Source organism: Paenibacillus sp. FSL M7-1414 (genome assembly GCF_038003195.1).
Taxonomy (GTDB): domain Bacteria; phylum Bacillota; class Bacilli; order Paenibacillales; family Paenibacillaceae; genus Paenibacillus; species Paenibacillus amylolyticus.
The window spans coordinates 1,968,101-1,993,674 of sequence record NZ_JBBOOS010000001.1; the positions used below are offsets into that span (position 1 = coordinate 1,968,101).

Consider the following 25,574-nt stretch of genomic DNA (forward strand, 5'->3'; position numbering starts at 1 on the left):
TAATGATAATCGAAAACCTTACATAAACTTGCGGTGGTGTTTCTTGCCATCATACGTAAACCAGATCGGTTTATCCTCGACACGTGTCTCCACATGTACGGTACGTCCCCAGAGGCGATACAGATAAGGCAGGGTGCGTTCCATATATTTCAGGTCCAGCTCAATGCCTTCATATTGATGTTTGAGCACGAGTTCCCCTGTCCGCAGATAATCAGCATCTTGCACGACCAAGTAAGGGGAGCCCCCGTTGACACGTGAAAATACGAGCTGATCCCGTATGTTCTCCCAGGACTTGTCGGTGATTTTCCAGTCCGGGCCTTTTTTCTCAAATACGTAGAGGTCCAGATCCTCGGTTAATTGCTTGGTCATGTAATTGCGGATAAAGGAGGTATCGGAATCGAATTCACGCACCTCGAACATTTTGGCACGACCTTGGCCTGGTTTACGGCCCCAACGTTCCTGTTCTTCACGGGTTGGGTTATCCCAGCGCCGTTCAATATCCTCGAAAATCTTCAGTCCCAAATAATACGGATTCAGACTTTGTTTGGATGGCTGCACCACGGAGGAGTTGAGTTTGGCAAATTCGATCGTATCCTCACTGTTCAGATCGAGCTCACGGATAATGCGTTGATGCCAGTAGGATGCCCAGCCTTCGTTCATGATTTTGGTTTCCATCTGTGGCCAGAAATATAACATCTCTTCACGCATCATACTCATGATATCCCGCTGCCAGTCGGTCAACACTTCGGAGAATTCCTGAATAAACCACATGACATCCTTCTCCGGTTCAGGCGGAAAATGATGGACCTGAATACCTTCAGCGGGTGCTTCTTCCGTCTGCACGTCATCAAGTGACCATAGATCATCATAGCGACCTTCCGGCCGTGGTTTTTTCTCACCGCGCTGCTCCCGCATTTTCATCTCCATGTAGCGTTGTTTGTCCAAATGGCGGGGTTTAATCAGCTGTGGGTCCACATGTTCCTGAATTGCGATCACGGCATCGATAAATGCTTCGACCGCTTCCGTTCCGTACTCCATCTCATAATTACTGATCCGATCCGCCGTAGCAGCCATGCTTTCGACCATATTACGGTTGGATTTGGAAAAGCGGGCATTGTTTTTGAAAAAATCGCAGTGTGCCAATACGTGGGCTACGATCAATTTGTTCTGAATCAGGGAATTGCCATCCAGCAAGAAGGCATAACAAGGGTTGGAGTTGATGACAAGCTCATAAATTTTGCTTAGTCCAAAATCGTATTGCATTTTCATCTTATGAAATGTTTTGCCAAAGCTCCAGTGGCTGAATCTGGTCGGCATGCCGTAGGCTCCAAATGTATAAATAATATCCGATGGGCAGATTTCGTACCGCATGGGGTAATAATCCAGGCCAAAACCATTGGCAATCTCCATAATCTCGGCAATAGCGTATTCTAGGTCGCGGATCTCATCTGTCATCTAACGCTGCCTCCTTCCCGTTTCTGGAAAAAGCTGCGCAAAGCTTTGTACACTTCGCCTTTTTCTTTGATCACATAATACATGAACTGATCCATCTTGATATGACGATAAGCCGACATCAGTGTGCTGCTGCGGTTGTACTGATTCACTTCACCGTATCCAAACATATTGCTACGCTTCATTAACTCGCCGATCAGCTTCACACACCGTTCGTTATCCGAGGTCAGATTATCCCCATCAGAGAAGTGGAATGGGTAGATGTTGTAGCTTGAAGGCGGATATCGACTGTCAATAATATCCAGCGCCTTCATATATACAGAGGAGCAGATAGTGCCTCCGCTCTCGCCACGGGTAAAGAACTCTTCTTCGGTTACTTCCTTGGCTTCCGTATGATGGGCGAGGAAAACAATCTCAACTTTCTCATACTGACGGCGTAGAAAACGGGTCATCCAGAAGAAAAAGCTGCGCGCGCAGTATTTCTCAAACGAACCCATGGACCCGGATGTATCCATCATGGCAATAATAACGGCATTGGATTGTGGAATGATTTTGTCTTCCCATGTCTTGTAGCGCAGGTCATCCGGACTGATGTGATGGATGCCTGGCGTACCGGTCGTTGCATTGCGACGCAGATTCTCCAGAATGGTACGTTTCTTGTCAATATTGGACTGCATGCCTTTTTTGCGAATATCGTTGAAAACTACCGTATGTGTCTCAATCAGGTCTTTGTCTTTCTGCTTCAGATCGGGTAATTCCAGCTCAGCGAAGAGCATATCTTCCAATTCCTCAATACTAACTTCGGCTTCCACAATATCATGACCAGGCTGATCGCCAGCTTTTTCGCCTTTGCCGGGTTTCTGCGAAGCAGAGGGATCACGACCGATGACGTCTCCGACCTGACTGTCACCGTCTCCTTGACCGACATGTTTTTGCTTCTGGTAGTTATACACAAAACGGTACTCATCCAGACTGCGGATTGGTACCTTGATGATTTGTTTTCCATCAGACATGATGATGTTTTCTTCCGTAATCAGATCAGGCAGATTCTGCTTGATGACATCTTTCACCTTTTGCTGATGGCGCTGTTGGTCCTGGTACCCTTTGCGGTGAAGCGACCAATCTTCCTTCGACACGACGAACGAGTAAGGCTGGTGTGAATTTGACATGTAGGCACCCCCCATTGATTACGCGGCACAGTTTGGCCTGTCGGTAATTAAGTATATTCACGGGCGAGGACGATATGTGATGAGAGTGGATATAAAATGATACAATTACGCAAGTTCACCTCAGAGGTAAGGTGAGTCGTAATAACAGAACTGCACCATTTTTTACAGAAACAGTGAACAAGTGTGATATCCTTCCTATACAATAGGAGAAAGACATCGATCTGGCATCTAATAGAGGTTGTTTAAAAAGTCCAATTAGACTTGTTGAACTCGCACTAATATAGAGATGCATGAAAAGGAAGGATTTATGTGAATAAAAAGGCGATCAAGGCTTGGATTATGTATGATTGGGCCAACTCGGCTTACGCGACAACTGTACTGGCGGCAGTACTGCCTGTATTCTATGCTTCGGTGGCTGCCGCAACACTGGATACGGATACCGCCGCCTCCTACCTGGCCTATACACACTCCATTGGCATGTTGTGCGTAGCTCTGCTAACACCGTTGCTAGGCACGCTGGCTGATTTGTCAGGACGGAAAGGCGACTTCCTGCGTGTATTTGCAATTATAGGCGTCCTTGCCACATTGGGATTCAGCGCAATCGGTGAAGGGGACTGGTTTCTTGCTTCCGTGTTGCTCGTCATATCTACAATCGGTTTTGCAGGTGGTAACACCTTTTACGATGCAATGCTGCCGGATCTGGTACCCGTGGAACGAAGGGACATGATATCCTCCAAAGCTTATGCTTATGGTTATATTGGAGGAGGCTTGCTGCTTGCGGTGAACCTGTTGATGATTCAGCAACCGGGCTGGTTCGGGATGAGCAGTACATTGGCAGGCACAAGACTTGCGTTTATCTCCGTCTCGTTGTGGTGGTTGCTGTTCTCGATACCGATCTTTCGCCATGCTCCGATACGTCCTGCATCATCGGATCTGCCCGTAACCTGGACAGGGTATGCTGCGGTGGGAGTGCGCAGACTGCGCCAAACCTTTCGTCAGATGCGGCGTTTTCCCCAGTTAATCCGGATGTTGGTGGCTTTCTGGTTTTTTAATGACGGCATTAATACCATCATTCTAATGGCTACAATCTATGGGACAAGTATAGGTATAGGCACAGCCGACCTGATGCTCGCACTACTGTTAACCCAGTTCATCGGGTTCCCGTGTACATTGTTACTGGGAGCATGGGCACAGCGTTGGGGAGCAAAGCAGGTATTAATCGTTAGCTTATCGGTCTACATATGTATTGTGATTCTCGGTTATTTCATGACACAAGCGATCCACTTCTATGTGCTCGCCGGGTTGGTTGGTGTCGTGCAGGGTGTGAGTCAATCCACAGCGCGTTCCCTGTTTAGCAATCTGATGCCAGCAGGCAGAACAGGAGAGTATTTTGGTTTTGTGAATATTACAGGCAAATTCTCTTCGATCTTCGGTCCATTTGTGTTTGGTTATGTTGGGCAGATCACGGGTTCCACACGTTGGGGTATTCTGTCGCTCATCTTCTTTTTCGTCGCGGGCATTGCTGTATTGTTAACCGTGAAGGTACAGAAGGGTTTGCAGGATGCTACACGGGCAGATCAGGAAGAAGAGCGAAATGGGAGCGTTGGAGCTACTGGGAAAAGTTCAGATGTAAGATTTACCTGATGGTTGTTCACCCGTTTTCATATTAAGTTTCTCAACGGATTACGTATGGCTTCAGGCATTGTTCCTCACAGAACATGTCTGGAGCTTATTCGCGTTTGTGCAATCAGAACATAATTGATCCATGAATAAGTGCTTAAATGACAGACAGCAGAATACAGTGAAAGAGTATCAATTTATGAAAAGGTGAAAATAAAAGATTGACATGATACATTTTGTATCATAGAGTAAAACTATAAATACATATTGTATCTGAGAGTTGTCGAATGTAATCATGTGTTTTGCTTCATTCCCGGGTGAACTTCCGACGGAATATTGCAAAATGCTCACCTATAGCGTGCATATTACTCGTTTTGCCAAACACAAAGGTAGAGTCTGGTCTATCCCAGCTACACATTTATACTAATGAACAGAGGAGAGGCTGCCATTGATCGATGCTCAAGGTAACGGACTTGTTTTCTTACTATGTGTTCCCCGCAGTGGTAGTTCCTTATCCACCGTAATGCTGCAAAATCATAGTCGTATATTTGCCACCCAGGAAATGTGGTTTCTGATGAATCTTGTCGATTTACCCAAGGCTGATTCACGTGCTTACGGTGGCAGCTCCATCATGCGCCAGTTCTACAATGCCATGGTATCTGAGGATGTCTTTGAGAAGGCGTGCAGAAGTTTTGCTCTTGAAATCTACAATGGATTCCTGGAGGGGAGCGGAGCAGACTTCATCGTTGATAAATCTCCACGGTACTATTACATGCTGGAATGGCTGGATCGTCTGTTCCCTCAGTCCAAGCGTATTCATCTCCAGCGTAATCCTCTGGCCGTAGCTGCATCATTCAAAAAGGTAAACCGCCACACAGGAGAAGGATTCGACCTGATTCATAGTCTGCAGAGCCCCAAATTAAATATGAAATCCGTAGATCTCACACTTGGGATGCTCCGCTTGAATGATTATTTTGCCAAACCCCACTCCAATGCGTATGAATTGCAATATGAACGATTGGTTTCCAATCCTCAGGAAGAACTTGAGAAACTATGCGCATTTCTGGGAATTCGATATGAACAGGGAATGGAGCAGTATGGACAGTTTCTGGACAGTGCCAAGTCTGACATGTTCTACAGTATGGGCGTGGGTGATCCTTTCCTCTCTTCGCATCAAGAGGCACATCAGGGTTCTGTTAACAACTGGAAAAACATATTAGAACCACATGAAGTTGAACTGTATTGCCGTGTGATGGGGGCAGATCTGTTCCACCAGATGGGGTACAGTGAACAGCTCGCAGAAGCCGAACAATGGACGGGTGTACATTATGATGCAAGTCCGGATCAGGAGGTCATTGATCGAATCACGCATCAGTTGACAGCAGCGACCGGTTGCCAGTGGCAACCGCAATACCGAATGCAGCCAGCAGATTCTGTCGTTCATGATCCGCTTGGGAATCTTAATGACCAAGTTGTCGAAGAACCGGAAAAGACAGACCCGACGCTAGCTGCACTGGTAACGATCAGACAGCTGCAAGCCGCATTACGGGCAGCAGATCATCGTCTGGAACGGGGTTACAGTGAGCGAGAACGCTTGAAGGTCCAGCTGGCTTCTGCTCAAAGCAAAATACAGCGTATCAAATCATGGGTACCATTTGGTCATCAGATCAGCGCATGGGCTTCACAGCGCAAGATTCTACGGGGAGGCAAGTCATGAGCGCCATAGCAGGAATTGTTCACAACGATGGTCAGCAGGCGCTATGGGAAGACAGCTGGCGTCTGTACGCAAGCCTAGGGCATGTCCCTGCGGATACAACAGGAGTGTGGAAAGGCAATGAGGCGTTCCTCAGCTGTCATGCCCAATGGATTACACCGGAATCGGTTAGCGAGAAGTTGCCTTTATATGATGAGGAAAGTGGTCTGACCATCACGGCAGATGCCATTCTGGATAACCGGGAACAACTGGCAGATCAATTACAAATATCTAGAGCTGAACTGGCTATGTTGGCGGATAGTGAATTGATCTTGCGTGCCTATCAGCGCTGGGGAGACGATGTAGCCGTCCGATTGCTGGGGGATTTTGTATTCGCGATATGGGATGAGCGGAATCGAAAACTGTATGCAGCGAGAGACATTACAGGCATGAGAGCTTTTTATTACCGACATGATGGTTCACGTTTTGCTTTCTGCACACTGATGAATCCGTTGCTCGGGCTTGAAGGGGTACATAAAGAACTTGATGAGACTTGGCTGTCCGAATTCCTTGCCATTCCTGACATGCATGATTCAGCAGATATCAATTCGACCGTATATCGGGGAATAAGCCAGCTGCCTTCTGCACATACACTTGTCTTCCGGGATGGGAGACTGGAGCTGAAGCAATATCATCGCTGGAATGAAGTGGAACCTCTAAGGCTTAAATCCGATGGCGAGTATGTAGAAGCGTTTCGGGAGGTCTTTGGGCAGGCGGTTGGATCGCGCTTGCGAACGCACAGACAGGTGGCTGCTGCATTAAGTGGCGGACTGGACTCGGGAGCCGTGGTTGGTTTTGCTTCCGGAACACTGAGAAGTCAGGGAAAACGGCTGCAGGCCTATAGTTATGTTCCCGTACCGGATTTTACAGATTATACGTCGAAAACGTTGCTCGCAGACGAACGGCCTTTCATACGTTCAACCATTAATCATGTCGGCAATATCACGGAGAACTATCTTGATTTTGAAGGCAGAAGTCCACTTAGTGAAGTAGATACCTGGCTCGACATTATGGAAATGCCCTATAAATACTTTGAAAATTCATTCTGGATTCGCGGATTCTATGAAAAAGCGAGCCAGCAAGATGCAGGCATCCTGCTCACAGGCGCACGTGGTAATTTCACCATCTCCTGGGGTCCAGCTCTGGATTATTACGCCAGTCTACTGAAAAGTGGTCGGTGGTACCGCTGGTTCCGTGAAATGCAGCAGTATAGTGAACGAACGGGCATGCCCTTCTCCCGTATAGCCAAGATCACCGGGAAAAAGGCATATCCGGATTGGTTCAAGGCTCAGTCCAAAGGAGCCAGCCAGGCCGCTTCTGTACAGTTGATCCATCCTGATTTTGCGCAAAGAACGGGTGTACTGGAACGACTCAAATCCATTATTGTTCTGCAGGGTGGTGCCCAGGCGGATGCACTCAAAGTGCGTGCCGAGAAATTCAATAATCTGGCCATTGCGAACAAAAACGGTGCTGTCGCCACAAAATGTTCTCTCCGTTATCGGGCTTGGGAACGTGATCCGACAAGTGATGCCAGAGTCGTTCGATTCTGCCTGTCCGTACCGATTGAACAATATGTGAAACACGGGACGGATCGTTCGTTGATTCGCCGGGCTACTTCACCAGAGTTGCCTGACAAGGTCAGATTGAATCAGCGGGTACGGGGTGTGCAGCCGGCGGATTGGTTACATCGCATCATTCCGAATTGGGATGCTTTTACCGCTGAGTTACGTGCTTTGTGTTCTGACAGCAAGGTCGCTGGCATATTAAACACGGAGCGTATCAAGTCTGCCCTGGCCAATTTCCCGAGTCCAAGACCTGAACTTGCTTCGCATCCAGATCTGCGATTGATGATGCATAGTCTGATCGTCTATCGGTTCATTCGGAAATTCTGATATAGCCCGGTGAACTGTGGGCCCGGATTTTTCTTACATTTGACTCATGATAGGAGGTGAATACGATGCAAATGGAAAAAAAGGAATGGCAAGAACCAGCACTGGAAATATTGGAAGTCAACCAAACAATGGCGGGCACAGGTTACAAACATATCGACTGGGTTACGGTTCACGATGCGGATCTCTACGGAACTAGTTAGAAAGCTTTACCATATGCCATCATACTTAGAAGTGCGAAAAGGAGGTGAATACGATGCAAATGGAAAAAAAGGAATGGCAAGCACCAGCTCTTGAAGTGTTGGAAGTCAATCAAACAATGGCCGGTACTGGCTACAGACAAATTGACTGGATCACGGTTCACGATGCGGATCTGTACGATCCAACTTCCTAAGTTGTTTAGTTTTATGAAGTGTCATCATACTTAAAGGGCGGAAATGCAACAAATCCAGCTTTTCGCCTCCGCCCTTATATTGAGCAACATGAATATAAGGGCTTTTTTTTACATTTTATTACGAAGGAGGCGTCGTTCATTGTTGCCTGTGCATTATGTGGCGTATGGTCTGCGCTGGTCGAGTCAAATTCGAATGCCTGAACTACAGATCGCACCCAAGGATGCAGAGACTGATTTTGATGTCGTGGATGTGCACATCGAGTCTTCAGATCTGACCCTATTGTGGGAGGGTTGGGATGTAGGCAACGACAACTTTGTGGCACGAGAGGGCAGTCTATTTTTCGAAATCGAAGATACAGGTCTGTTTCTAATGGAACAAGGAAAGCGCATTGTTGTATCCCCTCAGCCAGGAGCGGATGAGAAGAAGGTCAGATTATTCATCCTGGGCACCTGTATGGCGGTCATTATGATGCAGCGTGGCATCCTTCCATTGCATGGCAGTGCAGTGGTTATTGATGGCTGGGCTTACGCATTTGTCGGACATTCGGGAGCAGGCAAATCGACACTGTCGGCCGCACTGGCATCACGCGGATATCCACTTCTCACCGATGATGTTGTTGCACTGACCTGGGATGCCGGAGGAAGAGCTATCGTATCACCTGGTTACCCGCAACAGAAGTTATGGCAGCCCAGTCTGGACGGCTTCGGCATGAAGGAGGAGGATTATGCAACGGTTCACGCAGAGATTACAAAGTATGCGATACCTGTTCAGCACTATTTTCATGAGATGGCCGTACCACTAGGTGGAATATTCGAACTTGCTCCACAACCAGAGGCAAACCATACAGCTGTTCAACTGGTGGAAGTGACGGGGCTAGAACGACTGCATCTGTTATGCTCGCATACGTTCCGTGGTGGACTCGTTGCAAGACAGGGGCTGGCACAGTGGTTGTTCGAGACGGCTTCAAGACTTTCAGCAAGTGTGGAGATTGGCAGATTAGTCAGAACGGGTGCTGAGTTTACAGCATTTGAGATGGTGGATCGGATCACAGATCATATACGCAAAGGAGTGCATACAGGACAATGACAGCGACTACGCCGATGAATGTGGAAGACCGGGTAACCCGGAAGGAAGGCAATCTGGTCAGTGATATGGGTAGTGAGAAAGTCATGATGAGCATTAGCTCTGGAAAATACTATAATCTCGGGAGTACCGGTGGACGAATCTGGGACCTGATCGCAGAAGAACGCACGCTGGGTGAAGTTGTTGAGGTACTTGCTGCGGAGTATGAGATTGAGCCAGATGTATGTCGTGAGCAGGTGGTGCAATTCATGGAACATCTGTCCCGTGAAGGTTTAATCGACGTTACTCGCGGAGTGTAGAATGATGTTGCGAAAAATAAAGGCTTATCTCTCGCTCCCGCGGTCGATGCGTCGACTGGTATGGGAGGCCTATATCCTCCTTGGCTGGGCACGCATACAGAAGGCTATGCCATTTGCCAAAATCGCGCCAGGGCTGGGTACGCCTATGGTAGAAACACCGATGACAGGACTCGAACGCAGCGAGGTCATCACTATACGGAATATTTCCAAAGCAATTTCGCTCGCCAGCAAATATACGTTATGGGAAAGCCGCTGCCTTGTAATGGCGATTGCCGGGATGAAGATGCTTGAGCGACGCAAGATAGAGAGTACGTTATATATGGGGACTGCACGGAATAAGCAAGGACATATGATGGCTCATGCCTGGCTGCGAAGTGGTAAATTGATCGTGACCGGAGCTGATACTATGGACCAATATACGGTTGTCGGTGTGTTTGGCAAACGGTGTCCGGAGAAGGGATCTGGGGAGATTGTCTATGATACATGAAAGTGAACTCTATTCATCAGGGTTTCCGAAGGAGCTTAAGCTGATTTTGAGCATGATTAGAGGTGATCTGACGGCTCTATCCCCTGAAGAACTCAAGGCGCGTTTGCAGGGAACCGATTGGCAGCTCTTTCTGCGGCTGGTCTATCATCACCGCTTATATTCTGTCCTTTATGTGAAAATGAAAGAATTGAACTCTGCAATCATTCCTGCAGATGTTATGGAGAGTCTGAGACAACAGTATACGGTCAATACGTTCCGCATGTTACATCTGACAGCTGAAATGGAGCAGGTGTGTGGAGCTTTTCGTGAACGCGGCATCCGCAATATTACACTAAAGGGACCGGCACTCGCACATGATCTCTATGGCGATGTATCGATGCGAACCTCCAAAGACCTGGATATCCTGATTCCGTTTGATGATGTGGAAGCAGCTGAAGGCATTCTGGCTACCCTCGGATACGTATCCAAGGAAGGGGAGCGGGCACCTACGGTGCGCAGCTGGAAATGGCGGGAACATCATATCTGTTACACCCATCCGGTCAAAAGGACTCAAGTGGAGATTCATTGGCGTCTGAATCCAGATTCGGGCAAAGAAACCGATTTTGAATTGCTGTGGAAACGTAGCCGGTTCAGTTCATACACACAGACACCTGTCCGTATGCTTGAACAAGAAGATCTATGGGCTTATCTCGTAACCCATGGTGCACGACACGGCTGGTTCAGACTGCGCTGGTTACTTGATATCGACCAGATGATCCGCAGCATGCCACTTGATGTGAAGAAAGTAGAGAGACGTCTGAAAGCGGAGGGTCGTTTATCGATCGGTTCGCAGGCTCTTTATCTGGCTTCGGAGCTGCTGAATACGCCGCTGGATGTAGAGTACAGGTCCTTGATGTCCTTGAGTGACCGTACAGGCAAGCGATTAGCCAACGAAGGCGCAAAGTTCATGAACGACAAGCTGGAAAGTCCGGCTGATATGAAGTCTTATCAATCGTATTTGTTTAAACTTCGAAGTACAAAACAGAAATGGTTCTTCTTTATTGAACGTTTATATCCAAGTACATGGGATGTGGATCAATTGCCGCTTCCACGTTCTTTGTTTTTTCTATACTTTCCGTTACGTCCGTTTCTCTGGTTCTGGCGGCGAATTAAAAGGTATACGGTGACGGAAAGGGGTAAAGTATGATCTCGGAATTAAGGTATTTCATGCGAAAGTTGCATCATGTCACGGGGCCCATTTTATATTGGAATCTGATAGGGATGATCTGTATCAGTCTCATGGAAGGGATCGGCATCTACATGCTTGTTCCGATGCTGAGTCTGATTGGCATATTTGAGATGGGCTCCACAGGCTTAAACATTCCCTGGCTTGGCGACGTGTTGAATCGTTTTTCTGAAAATAGCCAATTGTTACTCGTATTGTTCACCTTTGTGTTGATTGTCTCCGGACAGGCCTGGATGCAGCGTCTCCAGACGATCCGTAATACTCGAATCCAGCAGCAATTTGTACGAACGCTGCGCATGGAAACCTATGGTGCTATTATTATGGCGCAATGGTCATTTTTTCTCCAAAAACGAAAATCCGATTTTAACCATATATTAACGACTGAACTTGCACGTGTGAGCCAAGGAACGAGCATTATGCTGCAAATGGCAGCCTCGCTGATTTTTACGGGCATTCAGATCGGTCTTGCTTTCTGGTTATCCGCCAAGCTGACGGCACTTGTGCTGGTCTGTGGATTGTTATTATTTTTTGTCTTGAGAAACTTCGTCAAGCGGGCTAAGCAGATCGGAGACCAGACCTCTGAATTCTCCCAAAGTTATTATAACGGCATTACCGAGCATTTCAACGGCATTAAGGATATTAAGAGCAACATGCTTGAGCGCTCACACATGAACTGGTTTGAGCGCATGTGCAGACAGATAGAACGCAATGTCATTCAGTTTAGCCAATTGAACAGTGGAACACAGCTGATACACCGGATGTCCGCGGCAATCATTATTGCGGCATTCATCTATCTTTCTCTCCGTGTAATGACGGTACCTCCAGCAAGTCTGCTGCTCATCATCCTTATCTTTTCCCGGTTATGGCCAAAATTTACGGCAATTCAGTCCAATCTGGAGTACATCAGCTCCATGCTGCCTGCGTTTCGGGTAGTCAGAGAATTGCAAGCGCAGACGGCGAAGAGTCGTGAGATTAGTGAAGAGATTGCTTCGGCAGGAGACGTTGGAACTGATGGGATTCAACCTATGGAACTGAATGAATCTATCACCTGTGAGGATGTCTGCTATCGCTATGAGGGAAGTGATACGTACTCATTGCGAAATGTGCAAGCTTCGATTCCAGCAAGGGGCATGACCGCGATTGTGGGGAAATCGGGAGCAGGCAAGAGCACGCTGATAGATCTGATTATGGGCCTCGTAAGGCCTGAAACTGGTCGTATTCTGATTGACGGTGTGCCTCTGTCAGAAGAACGATTATTGAGCTGGCGAAGTTCCATCGGATATGTCTCCCAGGACCCATTCCTGTTTCATACGAGTATTCGTGAGAATCTGCGTCTGGTTGATCCAAATGCAAGTGAAGAACAGATGTGGCAGGCTTTGCAATTTTCCTCCTCTGCGGCATTTGTACGGAAGTTGCCTCAGGGTCTGGATACGATCATTGGTGATCGGGGTATTCGGCTATCCGGGGGCGAACGTCAGCGATTGGTGCTCGCCCGGGCCATGCTGCGGAATCCTTCTGTATTGGTACTGGATGAAGCAACGAGTGCACTCGACAGTGAGAATGAACAGTACATTCATGAGGCGCTGGAACGGTTAAAAGGACATGTGACCATTATCGTGATTGCACACCGATTGTCCACCATTCGAACGGCAGATCGTGTGATTGTGCTGGACGAAGGTCGTGTCATCCAGGAGGGCGGATATCAACAGTTATCTACAGACCCGGTAGGGACGTTCAGAAAGCTTTTGAACATGCAAGCGGGTGTTGTAGGACAATAAGTAGGTTATGACATAACGTAAAGAGGCGCGCCACGAGGGGCGCGCCTTTCATGTAAGTAGTTTGTATAATGAGCAAGAATTAATGAACGAGGGCTGTTTTCGTAGGGAGTGGCAGTTGAAGAGCGCCAATCTGCTCCAAATGCTGTACGATCTCTTGCACGGCTTCCTTAATGGACCATTGCTCTGTATCGATGATGAATGAAGGAGATTTTGGTACATCATAGGGGGCGGAAATGCCTGTGAAATGCGGGATGTCACCATTGCGGGCTTTTTTGTATAGACCCTTGGGATCACGCCGCTCACATTCTTGGATTGAACAGCGCACATAGATTTCAATGAAATCATCTGGTTCAAATAACTGTCTGACCATCTCCCGATCCTGTTCATGAGGAGAGATAAAAGCCGAAAGTACAAACAACCCGGCATCTACCATTAACTTCGATACTTCACCAATTCGACGCAGATTTTCTTGACGATCCCCTGCTGTAAAACCGAGATCACGGTTCAGTCCATGACGTACATTATCCCCGTCCAGAACATAACAGCGTACGCCTTGATCATAAAGATACTGCTCCAGGGCAAATGCAAGGGATGACTTTCCTGCACCTGATAACCCGGTAAACCATATGGCACGACTACGGTGCCCATTATGCTTCTCCCGGTCTTGTCTGTTGATGCTGGATGATTGCCAGGTTATATTGCGCTCTTCCTTCGACATGAGTATCCCGCCTTTTCCCTACCATGATATGTATAATATTTTAACATATTTACAAGATTATAGCACCTTATAGATTTCTTCAAAATAAGCGTGAATCGACAAAATATCGGGTATAGATGTAGTACATACATAAGCATTATGCATATATCCAAGGAGTATTTTGAATTGAATGATGCAAAATGCTCACATCGCAGGAGGAACAATGTCATGAACAAAAACATACAAAACATACAAGTTGGGTTCAAATGCCCGGATTGCCAACAGGATATCCGAGCGGAATTTATAGATGAACAGGTCAGCACGGTTCGTTGTAAAGGTTGTGACAGAGCGTATACACTTTTGAAGCCAACCATCGGTGATGAGATTCTACTGGATTGGGAGCAGGAGGCTTTGTATCACAAGCTGAGGGCAGAGCGGTCCGAACTGGATAATCACAATATGTCGGCCTTGATTATCAAAGTTATCGAGTTGCTTACATGGCGTGATCGGGGAGATGGACAGACCCGTGCCATACAGACCGTGAGGGAATGGCTTGCTTCCAGTGGCAAACCTCAGACCTTACTTGAATTATTCCATCAATCTCCGTCACAACCTGAAAATAAACGTTTCGATCGTTAATGATTTACATACATTAGCCGTTCCTGTGGCATATTACCTGAAGGTGTTCGTGTGTGCAAACGACTAACCGAATTTTTCAGGAACAGGAGCGGATAGAATGAAGCGAATGGTTCTATATATACTGTTGGGACTGTTATCCATCAGTATGGTACCGGCACAGACTGAAGCATCACCGGTTACCGGAGCGTATCACTTTGGCTTCAAAAAAAGTCAAAACGGTCAACTGCCCTCCATTGATCAGGAAGGCTTTAAATCAATCTTACAACATAACGATGCCATTTTCCTGGGGGATACAAAACAGAAGGAGTTGTATCTCACGTTTGATAACGGGTATGAGAATGGATTCACACCTGCCATACTGGATGTTTTGCGTACCAAGAAGGTGCCAGCTGCTTTCTTTGTGACAGGTCATTATCTGAAAGATCAGCCTGAGTTGGTCAAACGTATGGCGGCTGAAGGTCATATTGTCGGTAATCATTCATGGAGTCATCCGGACATGACTCGCATCTCCAATGAAAAGCTTAGAGAGGAACTTGAGAAGGTCAAGGCGGAGGTCAATCGGCTGACCGGTCAACAAGCGACCTTTTTACGGCCACCGCGCGGGATTTTTAACAATCGTACGCTCGCAGAGAGTCATGCCCAAGGGTATGTGAACGTGTTCTGGTCTGTTGCTTATAAAGATTGGGATACCAATGTGCAGCGTGGTGCACAATATGCTCATCAACAGGTGTTGAAACAACTCCATCCGGGCGCTGTCATTTTGCTTCATTCGGTATCCAAAGATAACACGGAAGCTCTGGGTTCCATTATTGATGAGGCCCGCAAGCAAGGATATGCATTCAAAAGTCTGGATGATCTGCGGACCAAAAGTTATTGATCCATTATCTTAATGAGCAATGGACCAAGTGTAGGTCATTCAAAAGTTTAGCAAAAATATTAAAGGGCATCCTGAGCGATTAAGCTCGGAATGCCCTGTTTAGTTTATAACGGTATGCCAGTCCAAGTATTGGATGTACCACATATAGATTTAGAAGAAAGGATTGGGTAATACGATACGATGTAACGTGTAATACTATAAAACAGTATTATAGATGATTCCAATCGTTTTCGGGCCGCAGTGACTGCATACTACACAACCAGCAGTGGTCAGTTCCACACGGGCACCCGTTTGTTCCTGCAAAGACTTCTGCAAGTCAAGCGCATCCTCTTCAGCCATGGTGTGAACAACAATCAGAAGGTCTGGATCGATCTGATCTTTCTGGCTGAGCGTATTATTCAGCATTTGTTCCAGAGCTTTTTCCCGTTTGCCGCGCACTTTATAGGCAGGTGCCATCTTGCCATCTGTTACCCGGATGACAGGACGAATCTTCAACAGGCTTCCAATCAGGTTCTGCATGCCCGAACAGCGTCCGCCTTTATGCAGATACTCCAGTGTATCGATGACAAACTCCGTGCGTACATTTGATTTCATTGCCTCAATCAGGTGTGTAATCTGAGTCAGGTTTTGCCCTTTATCAGCAGCATGTACAGCTTTCATAACCATCAGTGCAATTCCTGATGAGAGATTCTGTGAGTCAATGACCGATATTCGACCTTCAGGGAACTCGGAACTCGCTAGTCGTGCATTTTGATAGGTAGAGGAAAGTTCAGATGATAAACTGATATATAAAATCTCATCCCCTTGATCTATGTAAGGTTGAAATGCCGTTATGAAATCAGCGGGGGAAGGTGCAGCTGTTTTGGGAAGACGCCCATCTTGGCTAACACGTTCATATAGCTGTTCAGGCTTAATCTCAGCACCGTCTTTCAGTGATTCTTCACCAAACACGACATATAAGGGGATGATACCGATATCGTGCTGCTGGATCCATTCTGGAGCCAGATCACTTGTGCTGTCCGCAAAAATTTTGATTCGTGACATGTCAATCTCCTTTGAAAACAATGATTTTGGCAAAAAATATAGATTATACTTATGTGTAAACCCATTCATTTTAATTATAAGGAAACATGACGTTGATGCAAAGCGTTACATCAGCGTCATGCCTACCAAAATAAGTCCAACGAATAACAGAATCATGATCCCATTTAATATAGTTCCGATAATGGCAAAAACTTTCTTTCGATTCTTGAGGACAAGACCAATAATTCCGACGATGCCTCCGGCCAGATTGAGAATCAGGCAGACCAGAATGGCTAATGAAGCCAGAACCACTGCTGGATGCAAGGCGATCTCTTCTGTCTGCAACGGGGTGAGAACTCCGATGGACTCGTTTATAGCCATGGTGGCAATAAAGAATATCAGAATGTAACCCAAGATTGCAACCAACCCAATGACAAAGCTGGCGATCCCAGGTCCGGAATGTTTCAGTGGTGCCATTGGTTGCCTCTCATGATCTGGCGGGTAGGCTTCATACCCATTGTTATTGTATGGATCTGCATGGCTAGGATTCTGATCCGTGTTGTTATAACCTAAATTATTATAGGAATCGCGATTATCCATAATGTTGACTTGCCTCCCTTAATCATCGTACTGAGTGTTATTAACCTAATCGATGAGTAATGATTCTCCTTTTAAAATACAACGATTACATACCTGTTTACTTTTCCATAATTATCGATAAAAATCAAGGATTTACGCTTGTTTTCTACAATTAATAGGGTAGGGATAGATTTAGTAAGTATAAACAGACATATGATCTATGAAGCTCCACCCCGACTGGTAAAGGAGGAGTGGATTCGCTACAATAATAGGAGTGAAGTGTAGCTGAATTAAGGGAGAGAACTTATATGCAACGAAGATGGATGATGCTTGGAGCCGTAATGACCATGCTGTCGGTGGCAATTGGTGCGTTTGGTGCTCACATGCTCAAGGATACAATTGGACCCGCGGCCATAGCTACATATGAGACAGGTGTGCAATATCACATGATTCATGCATTGGCCTTGCTCATTATTGGCTTGACGGCTGGTCAACTTGGAGCATCTACGAAACTGAAGTGGGCAGCGCGTCTGTTGTTTATCGGAATTATCGTGTTCTCGGGCAGTTTGTATGTGCTTAGTATTTCTGGCATCAAGATTCTGGGTGCCATCACACCGATTGGTGGGGTAGCCTTCATTGCCGGATGGTTGTTATTGGCATTAGATGTATGGCAGCGAGGTAAGGATCGCTCCTGACCGCTCCAAACAAATCTCGGAGGGTTCAATCCTGTATGAACCATTGAAACTAAAAAAGCAACTTGCGTTAGAATGTCCCGTCATTCTAACGCAAGTTGCTTTTTGTTTTAATCCGATGAAGTTAGTTACAGAAACTCATCGATTTCATTGGTTCGGAACGTATACACCTGTTTTTCATCGACATGGTAGATGCTCACAATACTGGTATCTCGATCAAAATTCAGAATACGGCAAGGAATGCTCTGATGTTTACCGTTCTTGTTATTGACAACAATACGGGTGAGTTTATTCTCTTTAATGAGCGTGTCAATCCACGCGTCAAACGAGTTTCCATCGGATACATTGGATGTTTGGGTGGCAGGCTTTTTCTCGCTAACCGGTTTTTCTTGTTGATTCTGTGTTTTGACTGGAGCAGGTGAGGCAGGTGTCTGAGATGCAGTGGACGCCTTCTGTGCTGCGTTGGCTTTTTTGCGTTCGTTGTGAAGTGTGACGAAAGAGTCCTTCTTGGACTGGAGTGTCGCTTCAATAATTTTGCCTAGCTCTATGCCGGATTGAATCCGAAAGTCCGCAATTTGTTCTTCATTGTTTATGAACTCCAACAGGGACTGCAGTGCCAATGCATTTGAGCGGCTCTTAATAAGTATATCGACATTAAATAAAAAGCCGATGTCCTCTTGATTGGATAAGGTTTCTTTCATTCATCCCAGCCCCGTTAAAAAGTATGTCAGCTCAAAAAAACGCTTCAATTCACTATATCATTAAAAAGGAAATTATCATAGTGCTAGAGACGCAGAAATATGCCGATTCGAGATGAATCTAGTCCCGGAGTGCCCCTTGATTTCTCCCCAGAATAGAACAAATATTCTTCTTTTTTCGTCCCCTGATCGTCCTGTTTGCCTGCGCCAGTCGTGCGGGTCTAATCTATAATTTATTTAATCAGGACAGGAAGCAACAGGGGGAATCGGGAATGGGCAATGCATATCAGGATCGATTGAGATACGTTTATAAAATTACATCTTCCAGAATTAGAAAAGCGGATTATGATCTGCATCTTACTCATCAGGAAGCGACAGTAAATGGAGAAGTGGCATCTATTGGAAACCATCAGGTGTTTCGTTTTATAGATCGTATTCGAGGCTACAAGGATAGAGAGGCAGATCTGGCTAGAATCAAGTTGGAAATGCTGCATTTAAAAACCTTGAAAACCAATGCTGAACATAAAAGAACAATGAAGAAATTGCATGAAGAACTGAAAAATCTGAAGTTTGCCGATGATTACCTGCTGGTAGTCATTGAAAATAATAAAGACTATGATCGGCTGAATTCATCGAAAGCTTTCTCCATCAACGGCAAGAAATACAAGCGGTTATTGGCTACGACAGGTGGAGCCAAAAGTTCGACGGTCATCTATGTGAGTAAGGATATTCATTCGCTGTTGGAGAAAAGATTGAATAACGGCAGAGATCCCAATAAAGAGCTGGTTCCTGCCAAACTGGAGGCATATAAGGCCTTGGCTTGCAGTACAAGCACGCCTGTGTCACATCCCGAGCGGGTATTGGTTGTTCATGATTGTATAACTGAATTTGGCGCAGACATTATTCAGATTGATGATACCGAGACAGAATTCCCTCGCATAGAGAGTAGGAAAAATGATCCTATTCAGATGAACATGAGTGATGGGTTCGGTCTTATCTCTCCTGCACTTAGTGAACGATGGGCAATCGAGCTGGGACATGCATATATCCCGAGTGGATTTTGTATTCGTAATAGCTTCTGTAAAGGTATGGTCTTTACATTTGATTATCACGAATTTGCAGATCGAGTTGCAGGCAATTATATGGTGGACGATGCCTGGGGTAATCCTGTGGATATTCGAGAGGTAGACCTGATCATCACAACGTCCATGCTCAAACTCTGGAGCTCATACAATAGTATCGACGATTATCTGTTATGTTGCGGTTATTATGGCTACACGTTCAGCGTAACGAAGGTTACACCCAAAGAACTGGAGGATGAGCGTCATTTAAACTACCAGTTCATTCAATCGCTTCAATTAAATGATAACGAGATTAGTGAACTCATTACTCCCACGGTGGACTCGATTAAGGATGTACTGGGTGAGGACTATCGCAAGGCACTGTTATTCCTCAAAGGAATTCATATCCATGAGAATGACTACAGAAATAGTCCGGATGATTATATCAAAGGGCTGATGGTAGACCCACGACTTATAGATGATCCTTTTGTACGGAGCAAAATCTATACATTAATACGCAAGCGAATGAATGAAGCCAAGATCGGAGTTTTAAGAGTTAAGGGCAATTTCAGCATTATTTCTGGCGATCCCTATACATTGTGCCAGAGCATATTTGGCTTACCTTTAACAGGATTGTTGAGCTCGGGTGAGTTCTACTCCAGATATTGGAATGAGCAGCATGTAGACCGCGTGGCTTGTTTCAGAGCTCCAATGACTTGTCATAACAATATCAAGGTGCTTCGTTTCCAAAACACGGATGAGATGCAGCATTGGTATCGCTATATGAACACGGTCACGATCTTAAATTCGTGGGATACGACGACACATTCCTTAAATGGTGCAGATATGGACAGTGATCAGGTTTTAACTACAGATAACACAACGATTCTTGGGGCAATTCAGGAGCTTGATGCGATTGTATGTGTACAGAAAACCTCAGCCAAAAAAATTCCGGATGAGAGGGATCTGATTCAGGCCAACAAAGACAGTTTCGGTGATCTAATCGGTTTTACAACGAACAAAATCACATCGATGTTCGATGTATTAGCCAATTATGAGGAGCATAGTGCAGAATATCAGGAAATGATGTACCGAATTCAATGTGGTCAGCATTATCAACAAAATGCTATCGACCAGGCTAAAGGTATTGAATGTAAAAAAATGCCGAAGCACTGGTATGATATTCGCGCTGCGGTAACGGACGAGCCGGCCTTGAAAATGGTAGCACACAAGAAACCTTATTTTTTCATATACAATGACCCGGAACAGAAAAAAGAATATACCAACTATGTAGAAAAAACGAGTCAGAAGTGCTTGCAGTTATTTGGCATGACTGTTGATGAATTAGTTTCGAAGAAGGAGCTATCTCCGAATCAGGAACAGTTCCTTGCACAGTATGAACAGAGAATGCCTGTATCCACGGCACCTTCTGTGATGAACCGGTTATGCCATCAAGTGGAAGACGAGTTCAACAACTTAAAGTTAAAACAGACCGAGCGTCCGTTTGATCATACGATATTGATGAGTACAAAGAAATTCTCCCAGGCTCGTTACAAAGAGATTCAACGATTATATCAGATGCATAACGAAGAGCTACGTAGCTATATGACTAACTTGCGCAAGAGCAAGGTGAAAAAGGAAGAAAGATCAGCCCGATGGCAGTTGTTTGTTTCACGTTTCAAGGAGCAGGCACTGGAGATCTGCAATAACGAAGAAGATCTTTGCAATATGATTGTGGACATGTGTTATCGAAATGCCGAGAAATCAAAGCAATTTGTATGGGATGTCTCCGGGGATCAGATTATTCGCAATCTATTGCTCAGCAATGATCACATCATCCATTATCCGGTTAGAGACCCGGAGGGCGATATTGAATACGCGGGAAGAACCTTTAAAATGACCCAAATGCATGTGAAGGAGCAATGTCTTGAAAATCATTCTGAATGAACGTCATCATGCGGAGCAGGCCATTACACATGGGAAAATGGATAAGAAGCCAACCAAAACGTTGATTTGTCTAGCTAAATACGGGCTTGAACAGGGGAAGAACGCCGAAGATGCATATGCGTTGTTAAATCAGTTTATGACCAAATACTATCCAGAGTACAATGCTGTCCAGTGGGATACATTTCTCAATCGTATCATTAAGCAGTCTCAGAAGTATATCAAGGTAAGGGAGGAGGCAAGCAAGAGCACGCTAATCGAGATTGATCATGTACCTGTAACGCACGAAGAACTACAAAAGATCAAACAACTTAAAAGTAAACGACTCGAGAAATTGGCCTTTGTTTTACTGGTCTACAGCAAGATTAATAATCGAATCAATGAAAATGATACGTATTGGATTAATAATGAATGGAAAGAAATCTACGGCGATAGTCAAATGGCGGTAAGCAAAAAAGATCAGGGGTTATTGGTTCACAAACTTATCCAATTAGGGTATCTCAAAGAAAGTAAACGCGTCGATTCAACTAATGTACAGGTTTTGTTCGCTGTGGAGCATGGTGAGGTTGCCTTCCAGTTAGTTCGCTTCGATGACTTTGTGTTGGAGTACTCTCGCTGGAAAGGAGAAAATATTAAAAATTGTACCGTATGCGGAAAACGGATGCTGGCAAAATCGAACCGAATGAAATACTGCAAGGAATGCAAAAAAAACGGCATTAATCCCATTAGAAAACTTCTCTAAAGCTAGACACAGCAATGCTTTGCATGGTTGTTCAAGAATTTCTTTAATGATAAGCCAGAGACAGGTTTCCTAGTTATGGGGGAGGTATCAACTTGGAAACAGTCTTATAAAAAATATGCTACATAACGCTTAGGTAGGTGAATTATGTCAAATGGGATAGCTTTAGCACATGTAGAGTCTTTAATTAGAGAAGCGGTGAAACATAGCGGTCCTGGACAGCCTGGAGATCCTGGGGAAACTGAACTCGCCATCAAACGTGCACTGGAGGCTGCTGGCGAAGCCTTACAGGCTGCTGGCGAAGCCTTACAGGCTGCCGGAAAAGCAAAAGAGGCTTATCAGACGACTCGACTTGTGTACCAGAGTCCGGTTGCTGATTTTGAGGAGTTAAGTATGCAATACCCTTCTCCTGAAATAGGCTGGACGGTGCAGACGTATAAGGATGGTAAAAGATATCGTTTTGATGGACAGACATGGGTAGAGATTGATGTATTTGGTCAAAACCTTCAGGTGGTTAATTCCGATATGGATGGGCTCATGAGTACAGCTGAACACCTGAAATTAAATGAGATTCCGTTGGAAGTACAGGATCGGGTTATAGTCTTTTGCAAAGAATCACGGGTGTACCCGGAAGTACTGGGGATTTTAGCCCCCTTTCCATTCGATGGCGAGATTTTACATGTAAAGGGCTACTGTGGAGTTTCTGGAGATACCGCGACTGAAATAAGAATTGAACGATCCAAGGATCTCATTCACTGGCAGGATGTGATGGGGAGTCCACTGAAATTTGAAGCATTTCAACATCAAGATGATGGTGAGGCTACATTTGAGGTGAGAAAAGTGGAGGCTGGAGATATCTTCAGAATCAACATCATCGAAGCCGGTCCAAACACTCAACATCTTACGATTCAATTAACGATCAGAACATAAAAAAAGGAGATGGATTATAATGACACAACCAATTATTTCATGGATGGATGCTACACATAGTAATGAGATTATTACCCCTTTTGACTACAAGGTTATTGATGCGGATAGCAAAAGTGATATTTTTATTTTCAATGTATGGAACAATAAAAATGGTGCTTCGGACGTATCTAAAATGGAAGATTGCACGATTACAACGCGAGATATGACTGGTGGTACTGGAGACACGGAGGCTCATGATGTAGAAGTGGTGAAGAATAACTGGTTCCACGTTCAGGTTGATTCCTTGGGGGAGACAGACCTGGAAGAAGAAAGTTCACGTATTGGTAAGGATTTTTCCAAACCCATCGGAACAACAGGCAAGACAACCAAAGATCATACAGGAACTGCTTATGCAACACCATTTGCACCGGGACCGAAAGAAATCCTGGGCGTTAGTAACAATGGAAATCCTCAAGATGCGGCTGGTAACTATGTAACGCTATCCATTCAATGTGTAGTACCGCTGAACGCGAAAAGTGGCAAGCAACAGTTCAAGAAACGTATCTCTTATCGTTACGTGTAAAAAAAAACAGTTATGGGACAGGCTATTGCAGCCTGTCCTTTTTATTAAAAGGGGGAAGTCCTGTGATTCTAGGTAATACACAATTTACGCGCTCACCTGTATCTCAAGCTTATGTATGGATTGCTGATTACTATGATGGTACTTATTTAAGCGAATTCGATTTGCAGACACAACAATCAAACAGTTTTTATAAAATTAACAAGGAAAAGTTGGTCTCTTTTGGATTGATCGGGCAAGGATCTCACGTGTATCACAACGTTGCCAACGGTGTATTTCATATTAATGCGGATCGGTACTCTATATCATACGTATGTGAAGAACAAGAATACCCGCTAACGGGTAGGACCTTTCTATACAGTGACATCATTCAATTCAAGAATGTTTCTTCAGATGTGAATATGAGTGGACATTCAGGTCCTGGGAGTTCGGGGGCTTTCCATAATACGATTGAATGTTTTAACTTCGGTTACAAAAAAATGATGAATTTGAACGATGTGCAGATTAACTTTCAATGTGTGTGTTCCCTGCCATTGAAAGAAACTGCGTTTCTCCAAATTAAAATTACCTCAGATCAGGACCTGCCTGGGCAATTAGTTATTCGTAAAAATGGCTTTGTCATAGATCAAATCGTAGCCCCTCTGAAGGCAAATCATGCAGGAATCATAAACTGGGACATTCGTTGAGTTGGATTTTGAGATGAGATAGGTGGTGAAAGTATGGCGATTCAAGAAATAGCACTGGATATAGATCTATCCATAGGTGTTTTCAAAGATACGATATATCAGGCCCAGAAGTTGAAACTAAGAGAGTTGAGCCAAGATGCGGACGGGAATTCAATCTATCTTGGTAATGGATCTTGGGAGTCCACTCCCATTCGGATTCAGGATAAGATTGCTTCATTTAAAGGTGTGGCTGCAAGCGTAGATGTAGTAGGGGGAGCATCATACAAGATCTATTGGAGTACATCTGAGGATGGCTTTGAGTGGGGGGCGTATGAGGAAATTTTAGCAGATGTGACTGCTACTAAAGCTCCTGCAAAGTATATGAAGGTGAAAATTGAGATTGTTGCTGAGAAAGAATATTCGAATTTCTACATAGACGAATTTAAGGAGAATGGGAAATACAACAATTCCTTTGTCGAAAGTGACTCGGGTTCTCTAGGCTTAAAGAAGATATATCAATTGAACATGGAACGAGCATCGGACACTCTAGCAGGGATAGTGCTACGTCAGAAGGTTGAAAATACGAAATTTCAAAAAGTAGATGGAATCAGAGTGAGTAAGGGGTGATTTTATGGCAGTTCCAGCGACTATAGGCGTATTGAGATCAAATATAAGTGATATGGAGATTGGCGACTATATTGTATGGAGATATGATTCTTCTGGAGAGCAATTTATAGATGGCACTCTAGGAATAAACGAAATACCTGTAAATGGGTTGGTTGGTACTACAAGTTTAAACAACTACTACTGGTACGCTATTAAAGTAGACAAAGGTCTTTTAATCTCTGATCGCATTAGACATCATACTGTCACTTGGGATTCAATGAATGCAAATAAGATTATTGAAGGTTTGCCTAAAACCTTTGGTGGTGTCTCAGGAATTGTCCGTAGTATATCTGGTGGAGTAGGATATGCAGACAAAGATGGCAAACTGAGTATGAAGGACTTAGGATTGGGGGCATTTCCAAGTAATAATGAATATGACAAATATATTATGAAGTCCAACTTGGGTGGCAAGGCTAGACCCAATGTTGATAATGTTTGGCATCACCATAACATGTTTTGTTGGGCAAAGGAAACACCTGTTCTCGGCTCATGGACTACGAATAAAGGAACAGTCTTATCTGCACCCTCTTCAAGCAGAATAGTACGAGGATATGAACAGCGCGACGATAATAGAGGTGTTGCTTTTACAGGAAGTGCTTCGTCGCAGAATTATATTGGGTTTCGCCCAGTATTTGAATATAAGGAGGTGTAATGA

26 protein-coding genes are annotated in these 25,574 nt (G+C 45.0%); 20 read left to right on the plus strand and 6 right to left on the minus strand.

Annotated elements, in window-relative coordinates; genetic code table 11:
- Window positions 1-18: 18 nt before the first annotated feature.
- Window positions 19-1,455, minus strand: coding sequence for a SpoVR family protein (locus tag MHH92_RS09015; RefSeq protein ID WP_076252399.1), 1,437 nt, complete (start codon window positions 1,453-1,455; stop codon window positions 19-21).
- The gene (yhbH, locus tag MHH92_RS09020; protein ID WP_036609998.1) at window positions 1,452-2,621 is read right to left on the minus strand and encodes a sporulation protein YhbH; all 1,170 of its coding nucleotides are present in this window, start codon (window positions 2,619-2,621) and stop codon (window positions 1,452-1,454) included. The genes MHH92_RS09015 and yhbH overlap by 4 nt, the downstream gene beginning before the upstream one ends.
- A 309-nt stretch (window positions 2,622-2,930) precedes the next feature.
- On the opposite strand from yhbH, the gene MHH92_RS09025 reads away from it, so the two are divergent.
- From MHH92_RS09025 to MHH92_RS09070, 10 genes are all read left to right on the plus strand, one after another.
- The gene (locus tag MHH92_RS09025; RefSeq protein ID WP_340903295.1) at window positions 2,931-4,265 is read left to right on the plus strand and encodes an MFS transporter; all 1,335 of its coding nucleotides are present in this window, start codon (window positions 2,931-2,933) and stop codon (window positions 4,263-4,265) included.
- Between the two features lie 424 nt (window positions 4,266-4,689).
- A complete protein-coding gene (locus MHH92_RS09030; RefSeq protein WP_100529485.1) occupies window positions 4,690-5,958 on the plus strand; it encodes a sulfotransferase family protein in 1,269 nt (422 codons plus the stop codon).
- On the plus strand, window positions 5,955-7,886 hold the full coding sequence (locus MHH92_RS09035) for an asparagine synthase-related protein (protein WP_340903296.1): 1,932 nt from the start codon (window positions 5,955-5,957) through the stop codon (window positions 7,884-7,886). The genes MHH92_RS09030 and MHH92_RS09035 overlap by 4 nt, the downstream gene beginning before the upstream one ends.
- A 65-nt stretch (window positions 7,887-7,951) precedes the next feature.
- Window positions 7,952-8,086: a paeninodin family lasso peptide gene (locus MHH92_RS09040; RefSeq protein WP_179088635.1), complete on the plus strand. Its 135-nt coding sequence runs from the start codon at window positions 7,952-7,954 to the stop codon at window positions 8,084-8,086.
- Window positions 8,087-8,139: 53 nt separating this feature from the next.
- On the plus strand, window positions 8,140-8,277 hold the full coding sequence (locus tag MHH92_RS09045; RefSeq protein WP_174806426.1) for a paeninodin family lasso peptide: 138 nt from the start codon (window positions 8,140-8,142) through the stop codon (window positions 8,275-8,277).
- 139 nt (window positions 8,278-8,416) lie between these two features.
- Window positions 8,417-9,364, plus strand: coding sequence for an aldolase (locus MHH92_RS09050; protein WP_340903299.1), 948 nt, complete (start codon window positions 8,417-8,419; stop codon window positions 9,362-9,364).
- Complete coding sequence (locus tag MHH92_RS09055; RefSeq protein WP_036669864.1) at window positions 9,361-9,660, plus strand: lasso peptide biosynthesis PqqD family chaperone; 300 nt, start codon at window positions 9,361-9,363, stop codon at window positions 9,658-9,660. The genes MHH92_RS09050 and MHH92_RS09055 overlap by 4 nt, the downstream gene beginning before the upstream one ends.
- A gap of 4 nt (window positions 9,661-9,664) precedes the next feature.
- Window positions 9,665-10,147, plus strand: a complete 483-nt coding sequence (locus MHH92_RS09060) for a lasso peptide biosynthesis B2 protein (protein WP_017689559.1) — start codon at window positions 9,665-9,667, stop codon at window positions 10,145-10,147.
- A 52-nt stretch (window positions 10,148-10,199) separates the two neighbouring features.
- Window positions 10,200-11,333, plus strand: coding sequence for a nucleotidyltransferase domain-containing protein (locus MHH92_RS09065; protein WP_340907650.1), 1,134 nt, complete (start codon window positions 10,200-10,202; stop codon window positions 11,331-11,333).
- A complete protein-coding gene (locus MHH92_RS09070) occupies window positions 11,333-13,150 on the plus strand; it encodes an ABC transporter ATP-binding protein (protein WP_340907651.1) in 1,818 nt (605 codons plus the stop codon). Before MHH92_RS09065 ends, MHH92_RS09070 begins: the two co-directional genes overlap by 1 nt.
- A 79-nt stretch (window positions 13,151-13,229) precedes the next feature.
- Here MHH92_RS09070 and cysC read toward each other — a convergent pair whose 3' ends face one another.
- A complete protein-coding gene (cysC, locus tag MHH92_RS09075; RefSeq protein WP_340903303.1) occupies window positions 13,230-13,868 on the minus strand; it encodes an adenylyl-sulfate kinase in 639 nt (212 codons plus the stop codon).
- Window positions 13,869-14,075: 207 nt separating this feature from the next.
- Between cysC and MHH92_RS09080 the strand changes: the two genes are divergently transcribed.
- Both MHH92_RS09080 and pdaA read left to right on the plus strand, forming a co-directional pair.
- Window positions 14,076-14,486, plus strand: a complete 411-nt coding sequence (locus MHH92_RS09080; RefSeq protein WP_340903305.1) for a hypothetical protein — start codon at window positions 14,076-14,078, stop codon at window positions 14,484-14,486.
- Window positions 14,487-14,583: 97 nt separating this feature from the next.
- Window positions 14,584-15,363: a delta-lactam-biosynthetic de-N-acetylase gene (pdaA, locus tag MHH92_RS09085; protein ID WP_340903307.1), complete on the plus strand. Its 780-nt coding sequence runs from the start codon at window positions 14,584-14,586 to the stop codon at window positions 15,361-15,363.
- A gap of 195 nt (window positions 15,364-15,558) precedes the next feature.
- On the opposite strand, the gene MHH92_RS09090 is transcribed toward pdaA, so the two are convergent.
- Together MHH92_RS09090 and MHH92_RS09095 are read right to left on the minus strand one after the other, a co-directional pair.
- Complete coding sequence (locus MHH92_RS09090; protein ID WP_036609970.1) at window positions 15,559-16,407, minus strand: DegV family protein; 849 nt, start codon at window positions 16,405-16,407, stop codon at window positions 15,559-15,561.
- A gap of 105 nt (window positions 16,408-16,512) precedes the next feature.
- Complete coding sequence (locus tag MHH92_RS09095) at window positions 16,513-16,986, minus strand: hypothetical protein (RefSeq protein WP_340903309.1); 474 nt, start codon at window positions 16,984-16,986, stop codon at window positions 16,513-16,515.
- Between the two features lie 287 nt (window positions 16,987-17,273).
- On the opposite strand from MHH92_RS09095, the gene MHH92_RS09100 reads away from it, so the two are divergent.
- Window positions 17,274-17,660 carry a DUF423 domain-containing protein gene (locus MHH92_RS09100; RefSeq protein ID WP_017689551.1) on the plus strand — a complete coding sequence of 129 codons (387 nt, stop codon included), beginning with the start codon at window positions 17,274-17,276 and terminating at the stop codon, window positions 17,658-17,660.
- 125 nt (window positions 17,661-17,785) lie between these two features.
- Here MHH92_RS09100 and MHH92_RS09105 read toward each other — a convergent pair whose 3' ends face one another.
- Window positions 17,786-18,358 (minus strand): hypothetical protein, encoded by a 573-nt coding sequence (locus MHH92_RS09105; RefSeq protein WP_340903312.1) that lies wholly within the window; start codon window positions 18,356-18,358, stop codon window positions 17,786-17,788.
- Between the two features lie 269 nt (window positions 18,359-18,627).
- On the opposite strand from MHH92_RS09105, the gene MHH92_RS09110 reads away from it, so the two are divergent.
- The 7 genes from MHH92_RS09110 (at window position 18,628) to MHH92_RS09140 (ending at window position 25,571) form a co-directional block, all read left to right on the plus strand.
- Window positions 18,628-21,363 (plus strand): hypothetical protein, encoded by a 2,736-nt coding sequence (locus MHH92_RS09110; RefSeq protein ID WP_340903313.1) that lies wholly within the window; start codon window positions 18,628-18,630, stop codon window positions 21,361-21,363.
- Complete coding sequence (locus tag MHH92_RS09115) at window positions 21,344-22,102, plus strand: hypothetical protein (protein ID WP_340903316.1); 759 nt, start codon at window positions 21,344-21,346, stop codon at window positions 22,100-22,102. Before MHH92_RS09110 ends, MHH92_RS09115 begins: the two co-directional genes overlap by 20 nt.
- A 144-nt stretch (window positions 22,103-22,246) precedes the next feature.
- Complete coding sequence (locus tag MHH92_RS09120; protein WP_340903318.1) at window positions 22,247-23,029, plus strand: hypothetical protein; 783 nt, start codon at window positions 22,247-22,249, stop codon at window positions 23,027-23,029.
- Window positions 23,030-23,048: 19 nt separating this feature from the next.
- Complete coding sequence (locus MHH92_RS09125; protein ID WP_036609956.1) at window positions 23,049-23,591, plus strand: hypothetical protein; 543 nt, start codon at window positions 23,049-23,051, stop codon at window positions 23,589-23,591.
- Window positions 23,592-23,653: 62 nt separating this feature from the next.
- Window positions 23,654-24,274, plus strand: coding sequence for a hypothetical protein (locus MHH92_RS09130; RefSeq protein WP_282322096.1), 621 nt, complete (start codon window positions 23,654-23,656; stop codon window positions 24,272-24,274).
- Between the two features lie 33 nt (window positions 24,275-24,307).
- On the plus strand, window positions 24,308-24,880 hold the full coding sequence (locus tag MHH92_RS09135) for a hypothetical protein (protein WP_340903321.1): 573 nt from the start codon (window positions 24,308-24,310) through the stop codon (window positions 24,878-24,880).
- 4 nt (window positions 24,881-24,884) lie between these two features.
- Entirely contained in the window at window positions 24,885-25,571 is a 687-nt protein-coding gene (locus MHH92_RS09140) for a hypothetical protein (protein ID WP_338708252.1), read from the plus strand.
- Window positions 25,572-25,574 lie beyond the last annotated feature (3 nt).